Here is an 18592-nt window from a genome sequence, read left to right as displayed (position 1 = left end):
CCGTGTCGGTGGCGTCTGGCATCCCCAAGGTCGCGCGGATGGCCGGGTCGGCGGGGCGCAGGAAGGGATTGGTTTCTAGTTCCAGTGAAAGCGACGAGGGGACGGTCGGCTGCCCCTTGGCGCGGGCGCTGTCGATGTCCTTGGCCCTTGATATAAGGGCGGGATTGTCCGGATCAACGGTCAGGGCGAATTTTGCGTTGGCGGCGGTATATTCGTGGCCCGAGCAGATCGTCGTGTCACGGGGCAGGGCGGCCAGCTTTTGCAGGCTTTCCCACATCTGCGCGGGCGTGCCTTCAAAGAGGCGGCCGCAGCCGAGCGCCATGAGGCTGTCTGCGGTAAAGGCCGCCTTGGCTTGGGGCACGTGAAAGGCGATATGGCCCACGGTGTGGCCCGACACATCGAGCACTTGGGCCGCAAGCGCGCCCAGCTCAACGCTGTCACCCTCGGCCACCGCGCGGTCGAGCGGGGGCAGGCGGTGGGCATCATCCTTGGCGCCGATCACCTCGGCGGGGAAGCGGGTGAGCAGTTCGGCCAGACCTTGAACGTGGTCGGGGTGGTGGTGGGTCAACCAGACTTGGCTCAGCGTCCAGCCGCGGCGGTCAAGCTCTGCCATGATCGGCGCGGCCTCGGGCACGTCGATCAGCGCCACCGCGCCGCTGTCATGGTCCCGCAGCAGAAAGGCGTAGTTGTCCGACAGACAGGGAATCGTGACCAGATCAAAGGCCATGGCGTCTTACCTCGCTGTGTTGTTATGGTCCGTTAAGAGTGACACTCACCAAGGCGGGCTGCAATGCATCTTGATGTACAGGATCTGCGCAATTTCTATTATCGCAGCGCGTTGGGACGTGCGGCGCAGAAATCCCTGCGCGGGCGGTTGTTGGAGCTTTGGCCCGAAGCGAAGGGCCAGACCGTTGTCGGCTTTGGCTTTGCCGCGCCCCTGCTGCGCCCCTATCTGGCGGATGCGCGGCGGGTGATGGTCCTGATGCCCGGCCCGCAGGGGGTGATGCCTTGGCCGGCGGGGATGCCCAACACCTCGGTCCTGACGGAAGAGACGCTTTGGCCGGTCGAGACGGGGGCGGTGGATAAGCTGGTGCTGATGCACGGGCTCGAAACCTCTGAGCGGCCCAGTGAACTGCTGGACGAATGCTGGCGCGTGCTGGGGCCGGGGGGCAAGGCACTGTTCATCGTGCCAAGCCGCGCGGGCATGTGGGCACGGCGGGACCGCACGCCTTTCGGCTATGGGCGGCCCTATTCGCCGGGGCAGTTAGAGACGCAGTTGCGCAAGCATCAGTTCCTGCCGGAACGGCACCTCGGCGCGCTTTACCAGTTCCCGTCGCAGCAGCGAATCTGGATGAAGTCGGCGCCTTTGTTCGAGAAAATCGGACGTCAGATGCCGACGATGATGGGCGGCGGCGCGATCTTGGTGGAGGCCACGAAACTGGTTTACCCGCCGCGAGGTCGTCCGCAACGCAGCACCGCAAGGCGCGCCATCGGGGTGTTGGAGGGGATGGCAGAGCCGCAGGCCAAACCCGTCTAAACGCCTCAGCGCCTTGTAGACTTAGCGCATGCAGCGAGCGAGGGGGCTGGATTCGTGGGCCTGCTCCAGCGGTGGTCGGGGTGGCATTTTTCTGCGGCAAAGAGCCGCGATAGGCCGCAGCCCTTGCAATATTGCAGCACGCCGCGACATTACCTGCCTATACTGTGTTGCCGGGCGTGAACCTGTCTGCTACATCGCCCCTGATTTAGACGTCTTGGGTAACTTCAAGCCGCGCCAACTGCTGGTGACGCGACATCTTCGCATATCCGGCGCTTATTGAACGAGAGGATGGACGTGTCCGAACCTGCTTCCATTTCCACCGGTATCGCGGAACGTTATGCGACAGCCGTGTACGATCTGGCCCGCGAGGCCAATCAGGTCGATGCCATCGAGGGCGATCTTACCGCGCTTGAAGCGGCATTGAACGACAGCGACGATTTTCGCCGCCTGACCACTTCGCCGCTCTATACCCGCGAGGAGCAGGAACAGGCGATCAAGGTGCTGGCCGAAAAGATGGGCCTGACCAAGACCATGGCGAACACGCTGCAACTGATGGCGCAAAAGCGCCGCCTGTTCGCGCTGCCCGCGCTGGTCAAAGCGCTGCGCGAGACCATTGCCGAAGCCAAAGGCGAAATCACTGCCGAGGTCACAACGGCCAAGGCACTGACGAAGACACAGTCGGACAAGCTGGCGAAATCGCTGACCGCTTCCACCGGCAAAAAAGTATCACTTCATGCGACCGTTGATGAAAGCCTCATCGGCGGTCTTGTCGTCAAAGTGGGCTCGAAGATGATCGACACCTCGATCCGCTCCAAGCTCAATTCCCTCCAGAATGTAATGAAAGAGGTCGGATAAATGGGTATCCAAGCAGCAGAGATTTCTGCGATCCTGAAGGACCAGATCAAGGATTTCGGTCAGGAAACCGAAGTGGCCGAAGTGGGTCGCGTTCTCTCCGTCGGTGACGGTATCGCCCGCGTCTATGGTCTGGACAACGTTCAGGCCGGTGAAATGGTCGAATTCCCCGGCGGCATTCAGGGCATGGCCCTGAACCTCGAAGCCGACAACGTGGGTGTCGTTATCTTCGGCTCCGACCGCGACATTACCGAAGGCGACACCGTCAAGCGCACCAACTCCATCGTGGACGTGCCAATCGGTGACGAACTGCTGGGCCGCGTTGTTGACGGTCTGGGCAACCCCATCGACGGCAAAGGCCCCATCGGCGCCACCAAGCGCGGCATCGCCGACGTGAAGGCACCGGGCATCATCCCGCGTAAATCCGTGCACGAGCCGATGGCCACTGGCCTCAAGTCCGTTGACGCCATGATCCCGATCGGCCGTGGCCAGCGTGAGCTGATCATTGGCGACCGTCAGACCGGCAAGACCGCCGTCGCGCTCGACGCGATGCTGAACCAGCAGCAGGTCAACGAAGCCGCTGGCGACGACGAGAGCAAGAAGATGTACTGCGTCTACGTCGCGATCGGTCAGAAACGCTCGACCGTGGCGCAGCTGGTGAAAAAGCTCGAAGAGACGGGCGCGATCGACTACTCCATCGTCGTGGCCGCCACCGCTTCCGAGCCCGCGCCGATGCAGTTCCTCGCGCCCTATGCCGCCACCGCGATGGCCGAGCATTTCCGCGACAACGGCCGCCACGCGCTGATCATCTACGATGACCTCTCCAAGCAGGCCGTGTCCTACCGTCAGATGTCCCTGCTGCTGCGCCGCCCGCCGGGCCGCGAAGCTTACCCGGGCGACGTTTTCTACCTCCACTCCCGCCTGCTTGAGCGTTCCGCGAAGCTGGGTGACGAAGCTGGCAACGGCTCTCTGACCGCGCTGCCGATCATTGAGACCCAGGGTGGCGACGTGTCCGCCTTTATTCCGACCAACGTGATCTCGATCACCGACGGTCAGATCTTCCTTGAGACCGAACTGTTCTACCAAGGCATCCGTCCCGCCGTGAACACCGGTCTGTCGGTTTCGCGTGTTGGCTCCTCGGCCCAGACCAAGGCGATGTCCTCGGTCGCCGGTCCGGTGAAGCTGTCGCTGGCCCAGTACCGCGAAATGGCGGCCTTCGCGCAGTTCGGCTCCGACCTCGACGCCGCGACCCAGCAGCTGCTGAACCGTGGTGCGCGTCTGACCGAACTGATGAAGCAGCCGCAGTACGCGCCGCTGACCAACTCGGAAATCGTCTGCGTGATCTACGCCGGTACCCACGGCTATCTCGACAAGGTGGACATCTCGGACGTTGGCCGCTTCGAAGCGGGTCTGCTGGCGCATCTGCGCAGCAAGCATGACGACCTTCTCAAGGACATCACCAACAACGACCGCAAGGTCAAAGGCGAGTTGGAAGAGAAGATCAAAGCCGCCATCGACGGTTTCGCCGCCGACTTCGCTTAAACGGGAGATAAGGCAATGCCAAATCTCAAGGACCTGAAGAACAGGATCTCGTCGGTCAAATCGACCCGCAAGATCACCAAGGCCATGCAAATGGTTGCCGCGGCGAAACTTCGCCGCGCGCAGGAGGCTGCCGAGGCTTCGCGTCCCTATTCTGAGCGGTTCAATGCCGTGATGGCAGGGCTCGCGGCCAGCGTCGGCGGTTCCGACAGCGCGCCCAAGCTGCTCAGCGGCACGGGTGAAGACAAGGTGCATCTGCTGGTGGTCATGACCGCCGAACGCGGGCTGTGCGGCGGCTTCAACAGCAACATCGCGAAGAAGGCCAAGGCCCATGCGCGCGATCTGCTGGCCCAGGGCAAAGAGGTGAAAATCCTCACCGTTGGTAAGAAGGGCCGCGACGCGCTGCGCCGCGATCTGGGCGATCATCTGGTGGGCCATGTTGACCTCAGCGAAGTCAAAAAGATCGGCTACGGCGACGCGCAGAACATCGCGCAGGACGTGCTGAACCGCTTTGACGCGGGCGAATTTGACGTGGCGACGATCTTCTACGCGAAGTTCGTCAACGTGGTCATGCAGACGCCGACGGCGCAGCAGATCATCCCCGCCAAATTCGACGGCGAAGAAGGCGACGACAGCGCAGCGTCCACATTGTTCGACTATGAACCCAGCGAAGAGGCGGTCTTGGCCGACCTTCTGCCGCGCGGGGTCGCCACGGCGATCTTCTCGGCTCTGCTGGAGAACGGTGCATCCGAACAGGGTGCCCGGATGTCGGCGATGGACAACGCCACACGCAACGCGGGCGAGATGATCGACAAGCTGACCATTGAGTACAACCGCTCGCGTCAGGCTGTCATCACCAACGAGCTGATCGAAATCATTTCCGGCGCGGAAGCGCTGTAAGCAAATCGGAGACACGACATGGCAAAAGCTGTCGGTAAAATTACACAGGTCATCGGCGCTGTCGTTGACGTTCAATTCGAGGGTGAACTGCCCGAGATTCTCAACGCGCTCCACACCGAGAACCAAGGCAAGACGCTGGTTCTCGAAGTGGCGCAGCACCTTGGCGAAAACACCGTGCGTGCCATTGCGATGGACGCCACCGAGGGTTTGGTCCGCGGTCAGGACGTGACCGACACCGGCGACCAGATCCGCGTGCCTGTCGGCAACGCGACCCTGGGCCGCATCATGAACGTCACCGGCGAAGCCGTGGACGAGCAGGGCCCGGTCAACGCGGACAACTCCCGCGCCATTCACGGCGAAGCGCCCGAGTTCGCGGCCCAGTCGACCGAGACCGAGATCCTCGTCACCGGCATCAAGGTTATCGACCTGCTGGCCCCCTACACCAAGGGTGGTAAGATTGGCCTCTTCGGCGGTGCCGGCGTGGGCAAGACTGTTCTCATCATGGAACTGATCAACAACATCGCCAAAGTGCACTCGGGTCTCTCCGTGTTCGCGGGCGTGGGTGAGCGGACCCGTGAGGGCAACGACCTCTACCACGAGATGATCGAATCCGGCGTTATCGTTCCCGACAACCTTGTGGATTCGAAAATTGCGCTGGTCTACGGCCAGATGAACGAGCCTCCGGGCGCGCGTATGCGGATCGCCCTGACCGGCCTGACACTGGCCGAGCAGTTCCGCGACGAATCCGGTTCCGACGTTCTGTTCTTCGTCGACAACATCTTCCGCTTCACGCAGGCCGGTTCCGAAGTGTCCGCCCTTCTGGGCCGCATTCCTTCTGCTGTGGGCTACCAGCCGACACTGGCGACCGACATGGGCGTCATGCAGGAGCGTATTGCGTCGACCAAGAATGGCTCGATCACCTCGGTTCAGGCCGTCTACGTTCCCGCGGACGACCTTACCGACCCCGCGCCGGCGACCTCCTTTGCCCACCTCGACGCGACAACGGTTCTTGACCGTTCGATCTCGGAAAAGGGCATCTACCCGGCGGTTGACCCGCTCGGCTCCACCTCGCGTCTGCTTGACCCGCTGATCATCGGCGACGAGCACTACAAAGTGGCGACAGACGTGCAGCAGGTGCTTCAGCGCTACAAATCGCTTCAGGACATCATCGCCATTCTCGGCATGGACGAGTTGAGCGAAGAGGACAAGCTGACCGTGGCCCGCGCCCGTAAGATCGAGCGTTTCCTCAGCCAGCCCTTCGACGTGGCGAAAGTCTTCACCGGTTCCGACGGCGTTCAGGTGCCGCTGGAAGAAACCATCGCGTCCTTCAAGGCCGTGGTTGCCGGTGAGTATGACCACCTGCCCGAAGGTGCCTTCTACATGGTTGGCGGCATCGACGAAGTGAAGGCGAAAGCCGAGAAAATGGCGGCAGACGCCGCTTAAGGAGCGCTGACAATGGCAGACACAATGCAATTCGACCTCGTTTCGCCGGAACGGCGGCTGGCATCGATGCAGGTGACGGCCGTGCAGATTCCGGGCACCGAGGGCGACATGACGGCCATGGCCGATCATGCGCCCACCATCACCACCCTGCGTCCGGGCCTTCTGCGCGTGGAAGGGCCGGAGGGCACGACCGAATATGTCGTGACCGGCGGCTTCGCCGAAATCGGCGGGCAGGGCGGCGTGTCTGTGCTGGCGGAACGTGCCGTGGCGCGTGCCGACATGACGCAGGAGCAGATGGACAGCATGGTGGCAGAGGCGCATGCCGTCTACACCCGCGCCAAGGACAACTGGGAGAATGAGCCCGGCCCCGTGGATGACGCCGCCAAGCTGCTCTCCGATATGGTTGCCGTGGGTGATCACATCGGGTTGTCGAGCAAGCAGCCCAACCTGTAATGCGTTGAAAATTCGTGAAAAGCCCCGCTTCGGCGGGGCTTTTTGCTTTTCTGCCTCTCGCTGCTGCGGCATCATTGTGCAGTGATCGAAAAAGCGGGTAGGCTAGGGATATGAAACGACTGCGCAGCCATACCATCGGCGTGGACAATGGCGATGTCATGCTGTTTTCCGAGTTCGAAGACGGCGGTTCGATGTGGACGGGTCATGGCCAGCGTGAGCGCCGCCGCCGGATCAATTTTTCCGAACCCTTCCGAGAGCCGCCGCATGTTCAGGTCACGATGTCGCTTTGGGACATCGACGCCAGCACCGTCACCCGCGCCGACATCTGCGCCGAGGCGGTGACCGAGGCGGGCTTTGACATGGTGTTCCGCACATGGGGCGACACCCGCGTCGCACGGGCGCGGCTGGCTTGGACGGCGATTGGATCACTGGGGGAGGAGGATGACTGGGTCATCGGCTAGGCCCGTCGCTTCGGCGGGAGGGGCCCAAAAGGCGCGGGCGGCCCGTTTGGGCCAACCCTAGATCACAGCACGCGGCTTAGCTCGCGGCATACATCCCGTCATAGATCGGGCCCAGCGTTTCCGCCTCGAACAGCGAGGAGACGGAGGTGCCGTTCCAGATGTTCAGGATCGCTTGGGCGAACATCGGCGCGGTGGGCACGATGCGGATGTTCGGCGCTTTCTTAACCGCGGGGGTCGGCGCGATGCTGTCGGTGATGACCAGCGATTTCATGACCGAATTGGCCACACGTTCGACCGCCGGGCCGGACATGACGCCGTGGGTGATGTAGGAGTGCACCTCCTTGGCGCCGTTCTCCAACAGCACTTCGGCGGCTTTGCAGAGCGTGCCCGCGGTGTCGCAGATGTCGTCCACGATCAGGCAGGTCTTGCCCTTCACATCGCCGATCACGGTCATCTCGGCCACTTCGCCCGCTTTCTCGCGGCGTTTGTCGACGATCGACAGGGGGGAGTTGATCCGCTTGGCCAGTTCACGCGCGCGGGCCACACCGCCGACGTCGGGGCTGACGACCATCAGCTCATCCATACGGTCTTTGAAAGCGTCCTTGATATCCAGCGCAAAGATCGGGGAGGCGTAGAGGTTGTCGACCGGAATGTCGAAGAAGCCTTGGATCTGCGCGGCGTGCAGGTCCATGGTCAGGATCCGCTCGATCCCGCTGCCGGTCAGCATGTTGGCGACCATTTTGGCGGTGATCGGCGTGCGCGCCTTGGTGCGGCGGTCCTGACGGGCGTAGCCGAAATAGGGCAGCACCGCAGTGACCCGCGCGGCAGAGGATCGGCGCAGCGCATCGGCCATGATCATCAGTTCCATCAGGTTGTCGTTCGCGGGGTTCGACGTGGGCTGGATAATGAACATATCCTCGCCGCGCACGTTCTCATAAACCTCGACGAAAATCTCGCCGTCGTTGAACCGCTCGACCCGTGCATCGACAAGGCCGACATTGACGCCGCGGTGCAGCGACATGCGCCGCGCGATGGCCTTGGCAAGCGGCATATTGGCATTGCCTGAGATCAGTTTAGGTTCTGAAGTGCGTGGCATAGGGGCTCCGGGGCAGCGGTAGGTTGCAGATTCGTGACGTTGACACCGCTTAGCATGCGCTTACGGTCGGGCAAAGCTGCACCGCCCCCGAAGGAGAGCCAAATGGCCCGGATCGACTATTTTTTCGCAACGCTGTCACCCTATTGCTACCTCGCCGGGAATCGGCTTGAGGCGATTGCCGAAAAGCACGGGGCCGAAATCGTTTACAAACCTTTCGACATCGTGGCCGCTTTCCCGCGCACTGGCGGACTGCCCCCGGCAGAGCGTCACCCCAGCCGGAATGAATACCGCGCCCAAGACCTGCCGCGGCAGGCACGCAAGCTGGGCCTGCCCTTCAACCTCAAGCCCGCGCATTGGCCGACGAATGGCGCGCCCGCGGCCTATGCGGTGATCGCGGCGCAGAACGCGGGCGGGGGCGATTTGGGCAAGCTGACCCATGCCATCACCCGCGCCGTCTGGGCCGAGGAAAAGGACATCGGCCATGACGATGTGGTCCGCGCCTGTCTGAGTGAGGCGGGGTTCGATCCCGCGCTGGCCGACAGCGGGCTGTTGCAGGGGGCAGAAACCTATGCCGCGAACCTTGAAGAGGCCGTCGCGCAGGGTGTCTTTGGCGCGCCGTTCTATATCGTCGGAGATCAGAAGTTCTGGGGGCAGGACCGTTTGGAAGACCTCGACCTGCACCTCGGGGGCAAGCTGTGACCCCAGAGATTAACGCGCGCCGTTTTGGTCACGGCCCGCGCCCGGCCTTGGCGATCCATTGCTCGCTGGCGCATTCCGGCGCGTGGCGGGGCATCGGGGCGGCGCTGTCGGATGAGATGACCCTGCGCGCCTTCGACCTGCCGATGCACGGGCGGTCGGGCGATTGGGACGGGCAGGGCAATATCCACGACGTGGCGACCGAGATGGCGCTGAGCCTGCTCGAAGCGCCGATGGACCTGATCGGCCATTCCTTTGGCGCGACGGTGGCGATGCGGTTGGCGATCGAGCATCCCGAACTGGTGCGCAGCATCACACTGATCGAGCCGGTCTATTTCGCCGCCGCCAAACAGGATGATCCCGAGGCGATGGCCGAATACAACGAACAGAACGCGGCCTTTGAGGCGGCTTTAGCCGGCGGCGACGCGGAAACCGCCGCGCGGCTGTTCAACCGCGTTTGGGGCGATGGCACGAAATGGGATCAAATCCCTGAGCCGACCCGCGCCTATATGGTCGACCGCATCGGCTTCATCCCCGCCTCTTCGCCCTTTTTGGGCGAGGATAGCGCGGGGTTGCTGGCGCCGGGTATGTTCGACCGTGCGTCGATGCCCGCGCTTTTGGTCGAAGGCAGCGCCTCTCCCAAGGCGGCCCATGCGATCAACGCGTCGCTGATGCGCCGCTTGCCGGACGTGCGGCGTGTTTCGGTCGAGGGGGCAGGGCATATGGTGCCCATCACCCATGCTGCCGAGGTCGCCGAGGCGATCCGTGATTTCCTGAAGGACGTGCCGCTGGCGTGAACGTTTAGAAGTGGCTCAGGAACTGGTCGATCTGCTCACGGCTGATCGACCAGTCGCAGACCATGCGCGCCGCGACCATCTCCTCTTCGTCGCCGTCGAGCGTGCCGTCCCACAGATAATAGCGCGCGCCCGTTTCATGCAGCTTGCGGTGGATGGCGCGGGGGAAACGGGCGAAGATCATGTTCGCCGCAGGCTCATGCAGGAATTCCGCTCCCGCCGCGCGCAGCCCTTGGGCAAGATGGGCCGCATTGGCATTGGCCGCTTTGGCTGTTTCCAACCATGTGCCATCTGCAAGGTAGCCCGCCATCTGGGCCGAGAGATACCGATGTTTGGAGAAGAGATGCGCCCCGCGTTTGCGGCGCAATTCGAACTCCCACGCCTTTTTTGGGTCGAAGAAGACCACGGCTTCGACACCCATGCAGCCGTTCTTGGTGCCGCCAAAGCTCACCACATCGACGCCCGATTTCCACGTCATCTCAGCCGGGGTGCAGCCCAAGGCCACCAGCGCATTGGCAAAACGCGCGCCGTCCATATGGACGGGCAGGTCGTACTCCTTGGCCACCGCGGTCAGCGCGCGCAGCTCTTCAAGGCTGTGCACCCCGCCGCGTTCCGTGACTTGCGTGATCGACACCGGACCGCGTTGCGGCGTGTGCACGTCGCCCGCCACCCGCGCGACGATGGCGCGGCGCAGGGCCTCGGGGGTCATCTTGTCCTCGGTCTCCACCAGCGTCAGCTTGGCTGCACCTGCGTAGAACTCGGGCGCGTTGCACTCATCCTCTTCGATATGCGCGACCTTGGAACAGAAGATCGTCTGCCACGGCTGGGTGTAGCAGGCCAGCGCCAGCGCATTGGCCGCGGTGCCGGTGGCAACGAGGTAGACCTCCGCCTCTGGCGCCTCGAACTGCTGCCTGATTTGGTCGCGAACCTCATCCATGATCGGGTCTTTGCCGTAGGGCATCGCGAAATCGGTATTGGCGGCAATCACGCGCTCCATCACCTTGGGGTGGACGGGACCGGCGTTGTCAGAGGCGAAAAACATCAGGTGGGCTCCTCGATAATATGGTCTTCCCATTCTTCGAACGGGGTATCAAATTCGGACACGGTATCAAATTGCACGCTGACCCCGGCGTCATGCACGCTGTCCGGCGTGCCGGTCTTGAGTGGGTGCCACTCGGGCAGGGGCTTGCCCTCCCAGAGCAGGCGGTAAGCGCAGGTCTGGGGCATCCAATAGGCGTGGGTATCAAGGTTGTCGGGGCGCAGCACGATGCAGTCGGGCACGAATTCATGCCGGTTCTCGTAATGGACGCAGCGGCAGCTGCTGTCGTCAAGCAGGCGGCAGGCGACGCGGGTCAGGGCCACTTCGCCGCTGTCTTCGTCTTCGAGCTTGTTGAGGCAGCATTTGCCGCAACCGTCGCAGAGCGCTTCCCATTCGGTCTGGGACATCTCCGTCAGGGGTTTCTTCTCCCAGAACTTCGGGGTCAGGCCCTTGCGGGGGATCGGATCGCTCATAACGCCGCCAGAATGGTCCGGGCGCGGTTGCAGTCCTGCCCCATCTGGGCGATCAGCGCATCGAGGCTGTCAAACTTCTCTTCGCCCCGCAGATGTTCGACCAGCCCGACCGAAAGTGGCGCGCCATAAAGGTCGCCTTTGAAGTCAAAGACATAGGTCTCGATATTGGCTTTGTTCTCACCGAACATCGGGCGGGTGCCGATGCTGGCCGCCCCGTGATAGCTGCCCTTATGCGGCCCCTCCAGCACGTCAGCCAGCACGGCATAGACGCCGAAGGCGGGCGGGTGCAGACCGTCGATGGACATATTCGCGGTGGGAAAGCCCAACTCGCGGCCACGCTGCTCACCCGAGATCACCGGCCCGTCGATGCGGTGCCAATGGCCCAGCATGGCGGCGGCCTCACGCGGCGCGCCGCGGGTCAGTGCTTCGCGGATGGCGGTCGACGACACGGTCAGCTCATCGCGGGCCATCAGCGGGGCGATGGTGACGCCAAAGCCATATTGCACGCCGAAGCGAACCAGATCCTCAGCGGTACCTTCGCGGCCCTTGCCAAAGCAGAAGTCAGCGCCGACGACCACATGGGCCAGCCCCAGCCCTTCGTGCAGCACGTCGCGGGCAAAGGCCTCGGGCGAGAGGCCCGCCAGCGTGCTGTTGAAGGCCAGTTCATAGAGCCGTTTGACGCCGATCTTTTCCAGCCGATGCGCGCGGGCCTCGCGGCCCATCAGGCGAAAGGGCGGGGCGTCGGGGGCGAAATATTCGCGGGGATGCGGCTCAAAGGTGACGACGCCGAGCGGCGCGTCGGGGGCCGCCTGCTGCGCCAGTTCGATCACCGACCGGTGGCCAAGGTGCACGCCATCGAAATTGCCGATCGCGGCGGTGGCACCGCGATCTGGCAGGTCGACGAATTGATAATCTCGGATGATCCGCATGCGCCTTGCCTAGCCGTGCTGCGGGGCAAGAGCAAGATGCACGGGCGGCGAAAACCGCCCGCTCAGTCGAGCTTGGCCGAGGGCGCGAGCACCGTGGCCTCTCCGGCCAGCACGGGTTTGCCGTCGACCGTACAGCGGCAGTCCATTTTCACGCGGCGTTTGGCGATGTCCATGTCGGTCACGGTGACTTCGGCCAGCACCATATCGCCGGGGCGCACGGGGCCGAGGAATTTGAGCGATTGCCCAAGGTAGATCGTGCCATGACCGGGCAGCTGTTCCCCGATCACCGCCGAGATCAGCCCGGCAGTCAGCATCCCATGTGCGATGCGCCCCTCGAATATCGTCTCGCGGGCATAGTCGTCATCCAGATGCACCGGGTTGCGGTCGGTCGAGACCTGCGCGAAAAGTTCGATATCCATATCGGTCACGACTTTGCGCAGATGGCGCGACATGCCGATTTCGATATCTTCGATGCAGATCGTCCCGCGTGGCATATTGTCCAACATGACGGCTCCTTGGTAACAAAGTGACGCTATGCTGCGCCGAGTTGCAACTTTATTACTTCGCAGTTGCAGAAAATCAAGCTCTTTCTGGGTTAGCGCAGGAAGCCGATGGCATAGGTCGGGGCCGATGCCTCGCGGTCGAGATAGGCGCGGAGTTTGGCTTCGTCGGGCTGCTCGGTCGTGGCGGTTTCCGCGGCGGCCAGCCCCCCGGTGATGAAGAGCGAATCGATGCCTTCGTCCATCGCGCCTTTGACATCCGTCAGGATGCCGTCGCCGATGGCGAGGATGCGGTTGTCGGGGATGTCGACCTCAAGCGCGGCAAGACGGCGGCGGGCGAGGTCGTAGATCGGGGCGTGGGGCTTGCCGAAATAGAGGCTTTCGCCCCCCATTTCCGTATAGAGCGCAGCCAGCGCCCCGGCGCACCATTCGCGTACCTCGCCCCGGTCGACCACGATATCGGGGTTGGCGCAGAGCAGCTTCAGCCCGCGGGCGATGGCCTGCTCAAACTCGGGGCGCATGACTTCCGGGTCGGCCATGGCATCGACGGGGCCGGTGCAGACGATGCCCTCGGCCTGCGCCAGCGGGACGGTCTCGATCTCAACCGGGCTTTCAGGATGGTCAGCGGCTCGAAAAACTTGCGCTCTCCGGGATGGCCGATGAACCAGACCTTTTCGCCCACGGCCCCCCGGAACATCGCTGACCGCGCGGAATCGCCGGAGGTGGCGATGCTGTCCCATGCGTCTTGCGGCACGCCGAATTGCTGCAACTGTTTCTCCACGCCTCCGCGGGGGCGGGGGGAGTTGGTGACCAAGACGACCTTGCCGCCGGTCTTGCGATAGGCCTGCAAGGCCGCCACCGCCGCGGGCAGCGCTTTGCGCCCGTCATGCACGCAGCCCCAAAGATCGACGAAAAGCGCGTCATATTGATCGGATACGTCGGGCAGAGCAGAGATAATGCGGGTCATGGGGCGGCCTTTCAAAAAGTGAGGGCGGGCACTTGGCCCGCCCGATTGGCTTACATCTTGAGGTTCGGGATGATCTGCTTTTTACGGCTCATCACACCGGGCAGCACGACCGTGTCGCCGGAGACCTCAGCGCCAAAGCTCTGCTCGGCGATGTGTTTGACCATGTCGTTGGGCACCAAGAGCGTCGCCTCTTCTTTCAGAATGTCGACAATGAACAAAAGCACCTGCGCGGCACCGTCGGCTTCGGCCACCTTGGGCATCTCGGCCATCAGCGCGTCCTTACGCTCGAGCAGCGGCGCGGGGGAGGTGGTTTCCAACACGCTCACGCGCAGGTTGGTGCCATCAAGGTCGAAGCCCTTGCTGTCCATGCGGAGCAGTTCCGCTTCGCTGAAGGAGGACACATCGGATTTCGCGGCGAACATTTCGGCCGCGTAGTCCGTGATATCGACGCCGAGATCCTGCGCGATGTCATGGGCGATGGCGCGGTCTTCTTGGGTGGTGGTGGGGCTGCGGAACTCAAGCGTGTCCGACAGGATGCAGGACAGGGCCGCGGCCTTCACACCGCGGGGGGCCTGCGCCCAGTCCTTGCCGATCATCTTGTACATGATCGTCGCGGTGCAGGCGAGGGGCTGGATGTTGATCTCGATCGGGCCGCGCGTCTCAAGCCCCGCCACCAGACGGTGGTGGTCGATGATGCCGGTGATATCGGCGTCATTGATGTTGTCGGGCAGTTCGGCGGGGTTGTTGGTGTCGACGATGACAACCTTGGTGTCGGCCTCAAGCTCGGTCAGGATCTCGGGCTTTTCGAGGTCCCATTTGTCGAGCATGAACAGCGCTTCGGTATTCGGCTCGCCCAGCAGGACGGGTTTGGCGGGGATGCCTTTGATCTCATTGAGATACCACGCCCAAACGATCGGGCTGCCGGTGCTGTCGGTGTCGGGGGATTTATGGCCAAAAACAAGCGTTGTCATGGGGCGGTCCTGTCTGTTCGGGTGGATTTGCGCGCCTTATAGCAGGTTGAATAGGCTTGTCACCTGCGCGCGCTGCAATGCGGCATTGCGCGGCACCTTCAGGCGCCGCCGCCCTTTGCATAGCGCCGCGCGATGGGGCAAGTTGCGCGCCATGAACAATCCGCGCGAAACTGATCTTTACCCGCCGATCAAAGCCTTCCTTGAGGATCAGGGCTATGTGGTGAAGGCCGAGGTCGGCGCGGCGGATGTGGTGGCCGTGCGCGGGGCAGAGCCGCCGGTGGTGGTCGAGTTGAAGCTCGGCTTTTCGCTGACGCTGTTCCACCAATGTCTGGCGCGGCTGAAAGTGGCGGATGATGTTTACCTTGCTGTGGCGCGCCAACCGGGCAAGCGCTTTGCCAAGGCGGTGAAGGACAACGTCACGCTGGCCCGGCGGCTGGGGCTGGGGCTGATCACCGTGCGGCTGTCGGATGGGCTGGTCGAGGTGCATTGCGATCCCGGCCCCTATGCGCCGCGCAAGAATGCCAAACGGGCAGCGCTGCTCTTGCGCGAGTTTGCCCGGCGACAGGGCGATCCGAACGACGGTGGCCAGACCCGCGCGGGGCTGGTGACGGCCTACCGTCAGGATGCGCTGAAGCTCGCGGTCTACCTGTTCGAAGCGGGCGCAAGAAAAGGCGCGGATGTGGCCCGCGCGACCGGCGTCTCGGCGGCGACCCGCATGATGCGGGACGATCACTATGGTTGGTTTGAAAAGGTCGACAAAGGCATATACGGGCTGACCCCAAAGGGGGCCGAGGCTGTCGCGACTGCGGGGCGTATTTTAGGGGCCGAATAATGGTTCCAATGCGCTCAAAATTTTTCAACGCCGTTGTTGACAGGCCGCGGGCCGCTCCTTAGCTATGCATCGTTATCACTCACATGGGTCGAGTGCTAACGGCTGCACCCCTCGCCCGGAGGGGGTGGCTTGGAAGAGTAACTTTGAGCCTTAAGGAGCTGCAAAGATGGCATTGAAACCGCTTCATGACCGTGTGCTGGTCAAGCGCACAGAAAGCGAAGAGAAAACCGCCGGCGGGCTGATCATCCCCGATTCCGCCAAGGAAAAGCCTTCCGAAGGTGAAGTCGTGGCTGTCGGCACCGGCGCCCGCAAAGACAACGGCGAGCTGATCGAAATGGCCGTCGCACCCGGCGACAAAATCCTGTTCGGCAAGTGGTCCGGCACAGAGGTCACCGTCGACGGCGAAGAAATGCTGATGATGAAAGAAAGCGACATCATGGGGATCATCGCGTAAGCCACCCGGCTTGCCGACCCTTTGAAGACGCTCACATCAATCCAAGATTTTAGGAGAAGACAACATGGCTGCTAAGGACGTCAAATTTGACACCGATGCCCGCAACCGGATGCTCAAGGGTGTGAACATCCTTGCCGATGCGGTGAAAGTCACACTCGGCCCCAAAGGCCGGAACGTGGTTCTGGACAAATCCTTCGGCGCGCCGCGCATCACCAAAGACGGTGTATCCGTGGCGAAGGAAATCGAACTGGAAGACAAGTTCGAGAACATGGGCGCGCAGATGGTCAAGGAAGTCGCTTCCCGGACCAACGACGAAGCCGGTGACGGCACCACCACCGCGACCGTTCTGGCCCAAGCCATCGTGCGCGAAGGCATGAAATCGGTTGCCGCTGGCATGAACCCGATGGACCTCAAGCGCGGCATCGATCTGGCGACTGCCAAGGTCGTCGACGCGATCAAAGCCGCCGCACGCGACGTGTCCGACAGCGACGAAGTCGCGCAGGTTGGCACCATCTCCGCCAACGGTGAGCGTGAAATCGGCCGCCAGATCGCGGACGCGATGCAGAAAGTCGGCAACGAAGGCGTGATCACCGTCGAAGAGAACAAAGGTCTGGAAACCGAGACCGATGTCGTCGAAGGCATGCAGTTCGACCGTGGCTACCTGAGCCCCTATTTCGTCACCAACTCCGACAAGATGACTGTCGAACTGGAAGACGCGATCATCCTGCTGCACGAGAAGAAACTGTCGAGCCTTCAGCCGATGGTGCCGCTACTCGAGCAGGTCATCCAGTCCCAGAAGCCGCTGCTGATCATCGCCGAAGACGTCGAGGGCGAAGCCCTGGCGACCCTCGTCGTGAACAAGCTGCGTGGTGGTCTGAAAATTGCTGCTGTGAAGGCACCGGGCTTCGGTGACCGTCGCAAAGCGATGCTGCAAGACCTCGCGATCCTGACCGGTGGTCAAGTGATCTCCGAAGACCTCGGCATGAAGCTCGAGTCCGTGACCATGGACATGCTGGGTTCGGCCAAGAAAGTGTCGATCACCAAAGACGAGACCACCGTCGTTGACGGCGCTGGCGAGAAGGCCGAGATCGAAGCCCGCGTGGCTCAGATCCGTAACCAGATCGAAGAGACCACCTCCGACTACGACCGTGAGAAGCTGCAAGAACGCGTTGCCAAACTGGCAGGCGGTGTTGCCGTGATCCGCGTTGGCGGCATGACCGAAGTCGAAGTGAAAGAGCGCAAGGACCGCGTCGATGACGCCCTGAACGCGACACGTGCCGCTGTTCAAGAAGGCATCGTCGTTGGCGGTGGTGTGGCTCTGGTTCAAGGCGCCAAGAAGCTGGAAGGCCTCACTGGCGACAACAACGACCAGAACGTCGGTATCTCCATCGTCCGCAAGGCGCTGGAAGCACCGCTGCGTCAGATCGCTGAGAACGCTGGTGTGGACGGTTCGGTTGTGGCCGGCAAAATCCGCGAAAGCGACGACCTGAAGTTCGGCTTCAACGCACAGACCGAAGAATATGGCGACATGTTCTCCTTCGGCGTCATCGACCCGGCGAAAGTGGTGCGCACCGCACTGCAAGATGCAGCTTCGATCGCAGGTCTGCTGATCACCACCGAAGCGATGGTTGCCGACAAGCCCGCCAAAGAGGGCGCAGCCCCCGCAGGCGGCATGCCCGACATGGGCGGCATGGGCGGCATGATGTAAGCCAGCCCTTTCGGCTAAGGTTCCGGAGGCGCGCCAGCAATGGGGCGCCTCTTTTCGTTTCGGGGGAGGCTTTCACTGGCGTTTATCCGGTTCTCATCGGCCTAACTGGGCAGCTCCACAATCCGCGCATAGGTGTTCAGCATGTCGAGTGCATTGGCAAAGGTCTCTGACGGGTTCTCCTTCACGATATAGCCCGCGACATTCTTGCTATAGGCCGATTGCACATCCGTGGGCATGTCGGAGGTCGTGAAGACGAAAACCACCATACGCTCCAAGGCGGGATCGGCCCGGACGACCTCCAAGAACTCAAGCCCGCCCATGCGCGGCATATTGAGGTCGAGCGTGATGATATAGGGCGGCAATCGCCCGTGCCGCTTCACCTCCTCCGCCAGAAACTCAAGCGCCTGCTGGCCGTCATGGCAAACCGCCGTCTCATTGACGATTTTCAATTTGCGCATCGCCCGTTGCATGGCCATCACGCTGACTTTGTCGTCATCGACGATAAGAAATTTCGCGGGCGTCGTTTTCATCCGATATTCCTTTCCGACTGCTGTCACGCTGCGGCCGCCACGGGCAGGGATTGATGCGCTTGTGGTGCCAGCGGAAGCTCAACCACAAAGGTCGCGCCGCGCCCTTTGTCAGGGTCGGAAAATAGCGTGACCTTGCCTTTTTGGTGGGCCGCAAGCTTGCTTACGATGGCGAGGCCCAAGCCGCTCCCCTCAACCTCATCGCGTGGTTTAAGGGTTTGAAAGAGTTCAAATATCTTTTGCTGATGCCGAAGCTCTATACCCGGCCCATCATCGCGGACGGTCAAGACAAGGGTAAGCGGTAGCTGGACAGCACCATCCACTTAGCTTGACGGTTTGAAGTTCCACGGGAGCAGATCGTCGAGGCGACTTTGCGGATGACCATTGGCGATCGCTGTCAGGGTTGTCTTGAGATAGGCGA

At 62.4% G+C, this 18592-nt stretch carries 22 protein-coding genes and 1 pseudogene; 12 read left to right on the top strand and 11 right to left on the bottom strand.

Annotated features, from left to right (window positions below):
* Nucleotides 1-727 (bottom strand): hydroxyacylglutathione hydrolase (gene gloB, locus FCK22_RS09285; protein ID WP_136720404.1); only part of this gene is annotated, 727 nt, incomplete at its 3' end.
* 63 nt (nt 728-790) lie between these two features.
* On the opposite strand from gloB, the gene FCK22_RS09280 reads away from it, so the two are divergent.
* The 7 genes from FCK22_RS09280 (at nt 791) to FCK22_RS09250 (ending at nt 7185) form a co-directional block, all read left to right on the top strand.
* The gene (locus FCK22_RS09280) at nt 791-1537 is read left to right on the top strand and encodes a class I SAM-dependent methyltransferase (RefSeq protein ID WP_067262215.1); all 747 of its coding nucleotides are present in this window, start codon (nt 791-793) and stop codon (nt 1535-1537) included.
* A gap of 294 nt (nt 1538-1831) precedes the next feature.
* Nucleotides 1832-2392, top strand: coding sequence for a F0F1 ATP synthase subunit delta (locus FCK22_RS09275; RefSeq protein ID WP_067262214.1), 561 nt, complete (start codon nt 1832-1834; stop codon nt 2390-2392).
* Nucleotides 2393-3931: a F0F1 ATP synthase subunit alpha gene (gene atpA / locus FCK22_RS09270; protein ID WP_067262213.1), complete on the top strand. Its 1539-nt coding sequence runs from the start codon at nt 2393-2395 to the stop codon at nt 3929-3931.
* A 15-nt stretch (nt 3932-3946) separates the two neighbouring features.
* A complete protein-coding gene (locus FCK22_RS09265; protein ID WP_136720392.1) occupies nt 3947-4828 on the top strand; it encodes a F0F1 ATP synthase subunit gamma in 882 nt (293 codons plus the stop codon).
* An 18-nt stretch (nt 4829-4846) separates the two neighbouring features.
* Nucleotides 4847-6271, top strand: a complete 1425-nt coding sequence (gene atpD, locus FCK22_RS09260; protein ID WP_067262730.1) for a F0F1 ATP synthase subunit beta — start codon at nt 4847-4849, stop codon at nt 6269-6271.
* Between the two features lie 12 nt (nt 6272-6283).
* Nucleotides 6284-6724: a F0F1 ATP synthase subunit epsilon gene (locus FCK22_RS09255; RefSeq protein ID WP_067262733.1), complete on the top strand. Its 441-nt coding sequence runs from the start codon at nt 6284-6286 to the stop codon at nt 6722-6724.
* 110 nt (nt 6725-6834) lie between these two features.
* Nucleotides 6835-7185 (top strand): H-type lectin domain-containing protein, encoded by a 351-nt coding sequence (locus tag FCK22_RS09250; protein ID WP_067262736.1) that lies wholly within the window; start codon nt 6835-6837, stop codon nt 7183-7185.
* 76 nt (nt 7186-7261) lie between these two features.
* Here FCK22_RS09250 and FCK22_RS09245 read toward each other — a convergent pair whose 3' ends face one another.
* The gene (locus tag FCK22_RS09245) at nt 7262-8281 is read right to left on the bottom strand and encodes a ribose-phosphate pyrophosphokinase (RefSeq protein WP_067262737.1); all 1020 of its coding nucleotides are present in this window, start codon (nt 8279-8281) and stop codon (nt 7262-7264) included.
* Nucleotides 8282-8383: 102 nt separating this feature from the next.
* Here FCK22_RS09245 and FCK22_RS09240 point away from each other — a divergent pair, with 102 nt between their 5' ends.
* Nucleotides 8384-8980, top strand: a complete 597-nt coding sequence (locus FCK22_RS09240; RefSeq protein WP_067262740.1) for a 2-hydroxychromene-2-carboxylate isomerase — start codon at nt 8384-8386, stop codon at nt 8978-8980.
* Nucleotides 8977-9774, top strand: a complete 798-nt coding sequence (locus tag FCK22_RS09235; protein ID WP_067262741.1) for an alpha/beta hydrolase — start codon at nt 8977-8979, stop codon at nt 9772-9774. The genes FCK22_RS09240 and FCK22_RS09235 overlap by 4 nt, the downstream gene beginning before the upstream one ends.
* A gap of 4 nt (nt 9775-9778) precedes the next feature.
* On the opposite strand, the gene FCK22_RS09230 is transcribed toward FCK22_RS09235, so the two are convergent.
* The 6 genes and pseudogenes from FCK22_RS09230 to FCK22_RS09205 form a co-directional block, all read right to left on the bottom strand.
* Nucleotides 9779-10813, bottom strand: a complete 1035-nt coding sequence (locus tag FCK22_RS09230) for a beta-eliminating lyase-related protein (protein ID WP_067262744.1) — start codon at nt 10811-10813, stop codon at nt 9779-9781.
* Complete coding sequence (locus FCK22_RS09225) at nt 10813-11283, bottom strand: YcgN family cysteine cluster protein (RefSeq protein WP_067262747.1); 471 nt, start codon at nt 11281-11283, stop codon at nt 10813-10815. The genes FCK22_RS09230 and FCK22_RS09225 overlap by 1 nt, the downstream gene beginning before the upstream one ends.
* Nucleotides 11280-12212: a bifunctional riboflavin kinase/FAD synthetase gene (locus FCK22_RS09220; protein ID WP_136720391.1), complete on the bottom strand. Its 933-nt coding sequence runs from the start codon at nt 12210-12212 to the stop codon at nt 11280-11282. Before FCK22_RS09220 ends, FCK22_RS09225 begins: the two co-directional genes overlap by 4 nt.
* Before the next feature lie 62 nt (nt 12213-12274).
* Nucleotides 12275-12718 carry a MaoC family dehydratase gene (locus FCK22_RS09215; protein ID WP_067267345.1) on the bottom strand — a complete coding sequence of 148 codons (444 nt, stop codon included), beginning with the start codon at nt 12716-12718 and terminating at the stop codon, nt 12275-12277.
* Nucleotides 12719-12807: 89 nt separating this feature from the next.
* A pseudogene (locus FCK22_RS09210) lies at nt 12808-13679 on the bottom strand (TIGR01459 family HAD-type hydrolase).
* Nucleotides 13680-13729: 50 nt separating this feature from the next.
* The gene (locus FCK22_RS09205) at nt 13730-14650 is read right to left on the bottom strand and encodes a manganese-dependent inorganic pyrophosphatase (protein ID WP_067267341.1); all 921 of its coding nucleotides are present in this window, start codon (nt 14648-14650) and stop codon (nt 13730-13732) included.
* 151 nt (nt 14651-14801) lie between these two features.
* Between FCK22_RS09205 and FCK22_RS09200 the strand changes: the two genes are divergently transcribed.
* The 3 genes from FCK22_RS09200 (at nt 14802) to groL (ending at nt 17644) form a co-directional block, all read left to right on the top strand.
* On the top strand, nt 14802-15482 hold the full coding sequence (locus FCK22_RS09200; RefSeq protein WP_067267340.1) for a DUF2161 family putative PD-(D/E)XK-type phosphodiesterase: 681 nt from the start codon (nt 14802-14804) through the stop codon (nt 15480-15482).
* A gap of 166 nt (nt 15483-15648) precedes the next feature.
* Entirely contained in the window at nt 15649-15936 is a 288-nt protein-coding gene (gene groES, locus FCK22_RS09195; RefSeq protein WP_067267338.1) for a co-chaperone GroES, read from the top strand.
* Nucleotides 15937-16000: 64 nt separating this feature from the next.
* Nucleotides 16001-17644: a chaperonin GroEL gene (gene groL / locus FCK22_RS09190; RefSeq protein WP_067267336.1), complete on the top strand. Its 1644-nt coding sequence runs from the start codon at nt 16001-16003 to the stop codon at nt 17642-17644.
* Between the two features lie 101 nt (nt 17645-17745).
* On the opposite strand, the gene FCK22_RS09185 is transcribed toward groL, so the two are convergent.
* The 3 genes from FCK22_RS09185 to FCK22_RS09175 form a co-directional block, all read right to left on the bottom strand.
* Nucleotides 17746-18174, bottom strand: coding sequence for a response regulator (locus tag FCK22_RS09185; protein ID WP_067267334.1), 429 nt, complete (start codon nt 18172-18174; stop codon nt 17746-17748).
* A gap of 23 nt (nt 18175-18197) precedes the next feature.
* The gene (locus tag FCK22_RS09180; RefSeq protein WP_136720390.1) at nt 18198-18494 is read right to left on the bottom strand and encodes an ATP-binding protein; all 297 of its coding nucleotides are present in this window, start codon (nt 18492-18494) and stop codon (nt 18198-18200) included.
* On the bottom strand, nt 18495-18592 hold a 98-nt coding region (locus FCK22_RS09175), incomplete at its 5' end, for a transposase domain-containing protein (RefSeq protein WP_136720389.1).

It is taken from the genome of Sulfitobacter sp. 15WGC, assembly GCF_005068605.1.
Lineage (GTDB): Bacteria > Pseudomonadota > Alphaproteobacteria > Rhodobacterales > Rhodobacteraceae > Sulfitobacter > Sulfitobacter faviae.
Note: the sequence above shows the minus strand (reverse complement) of the source record. Positions and strands in the feature narration are given on the sequence as shown.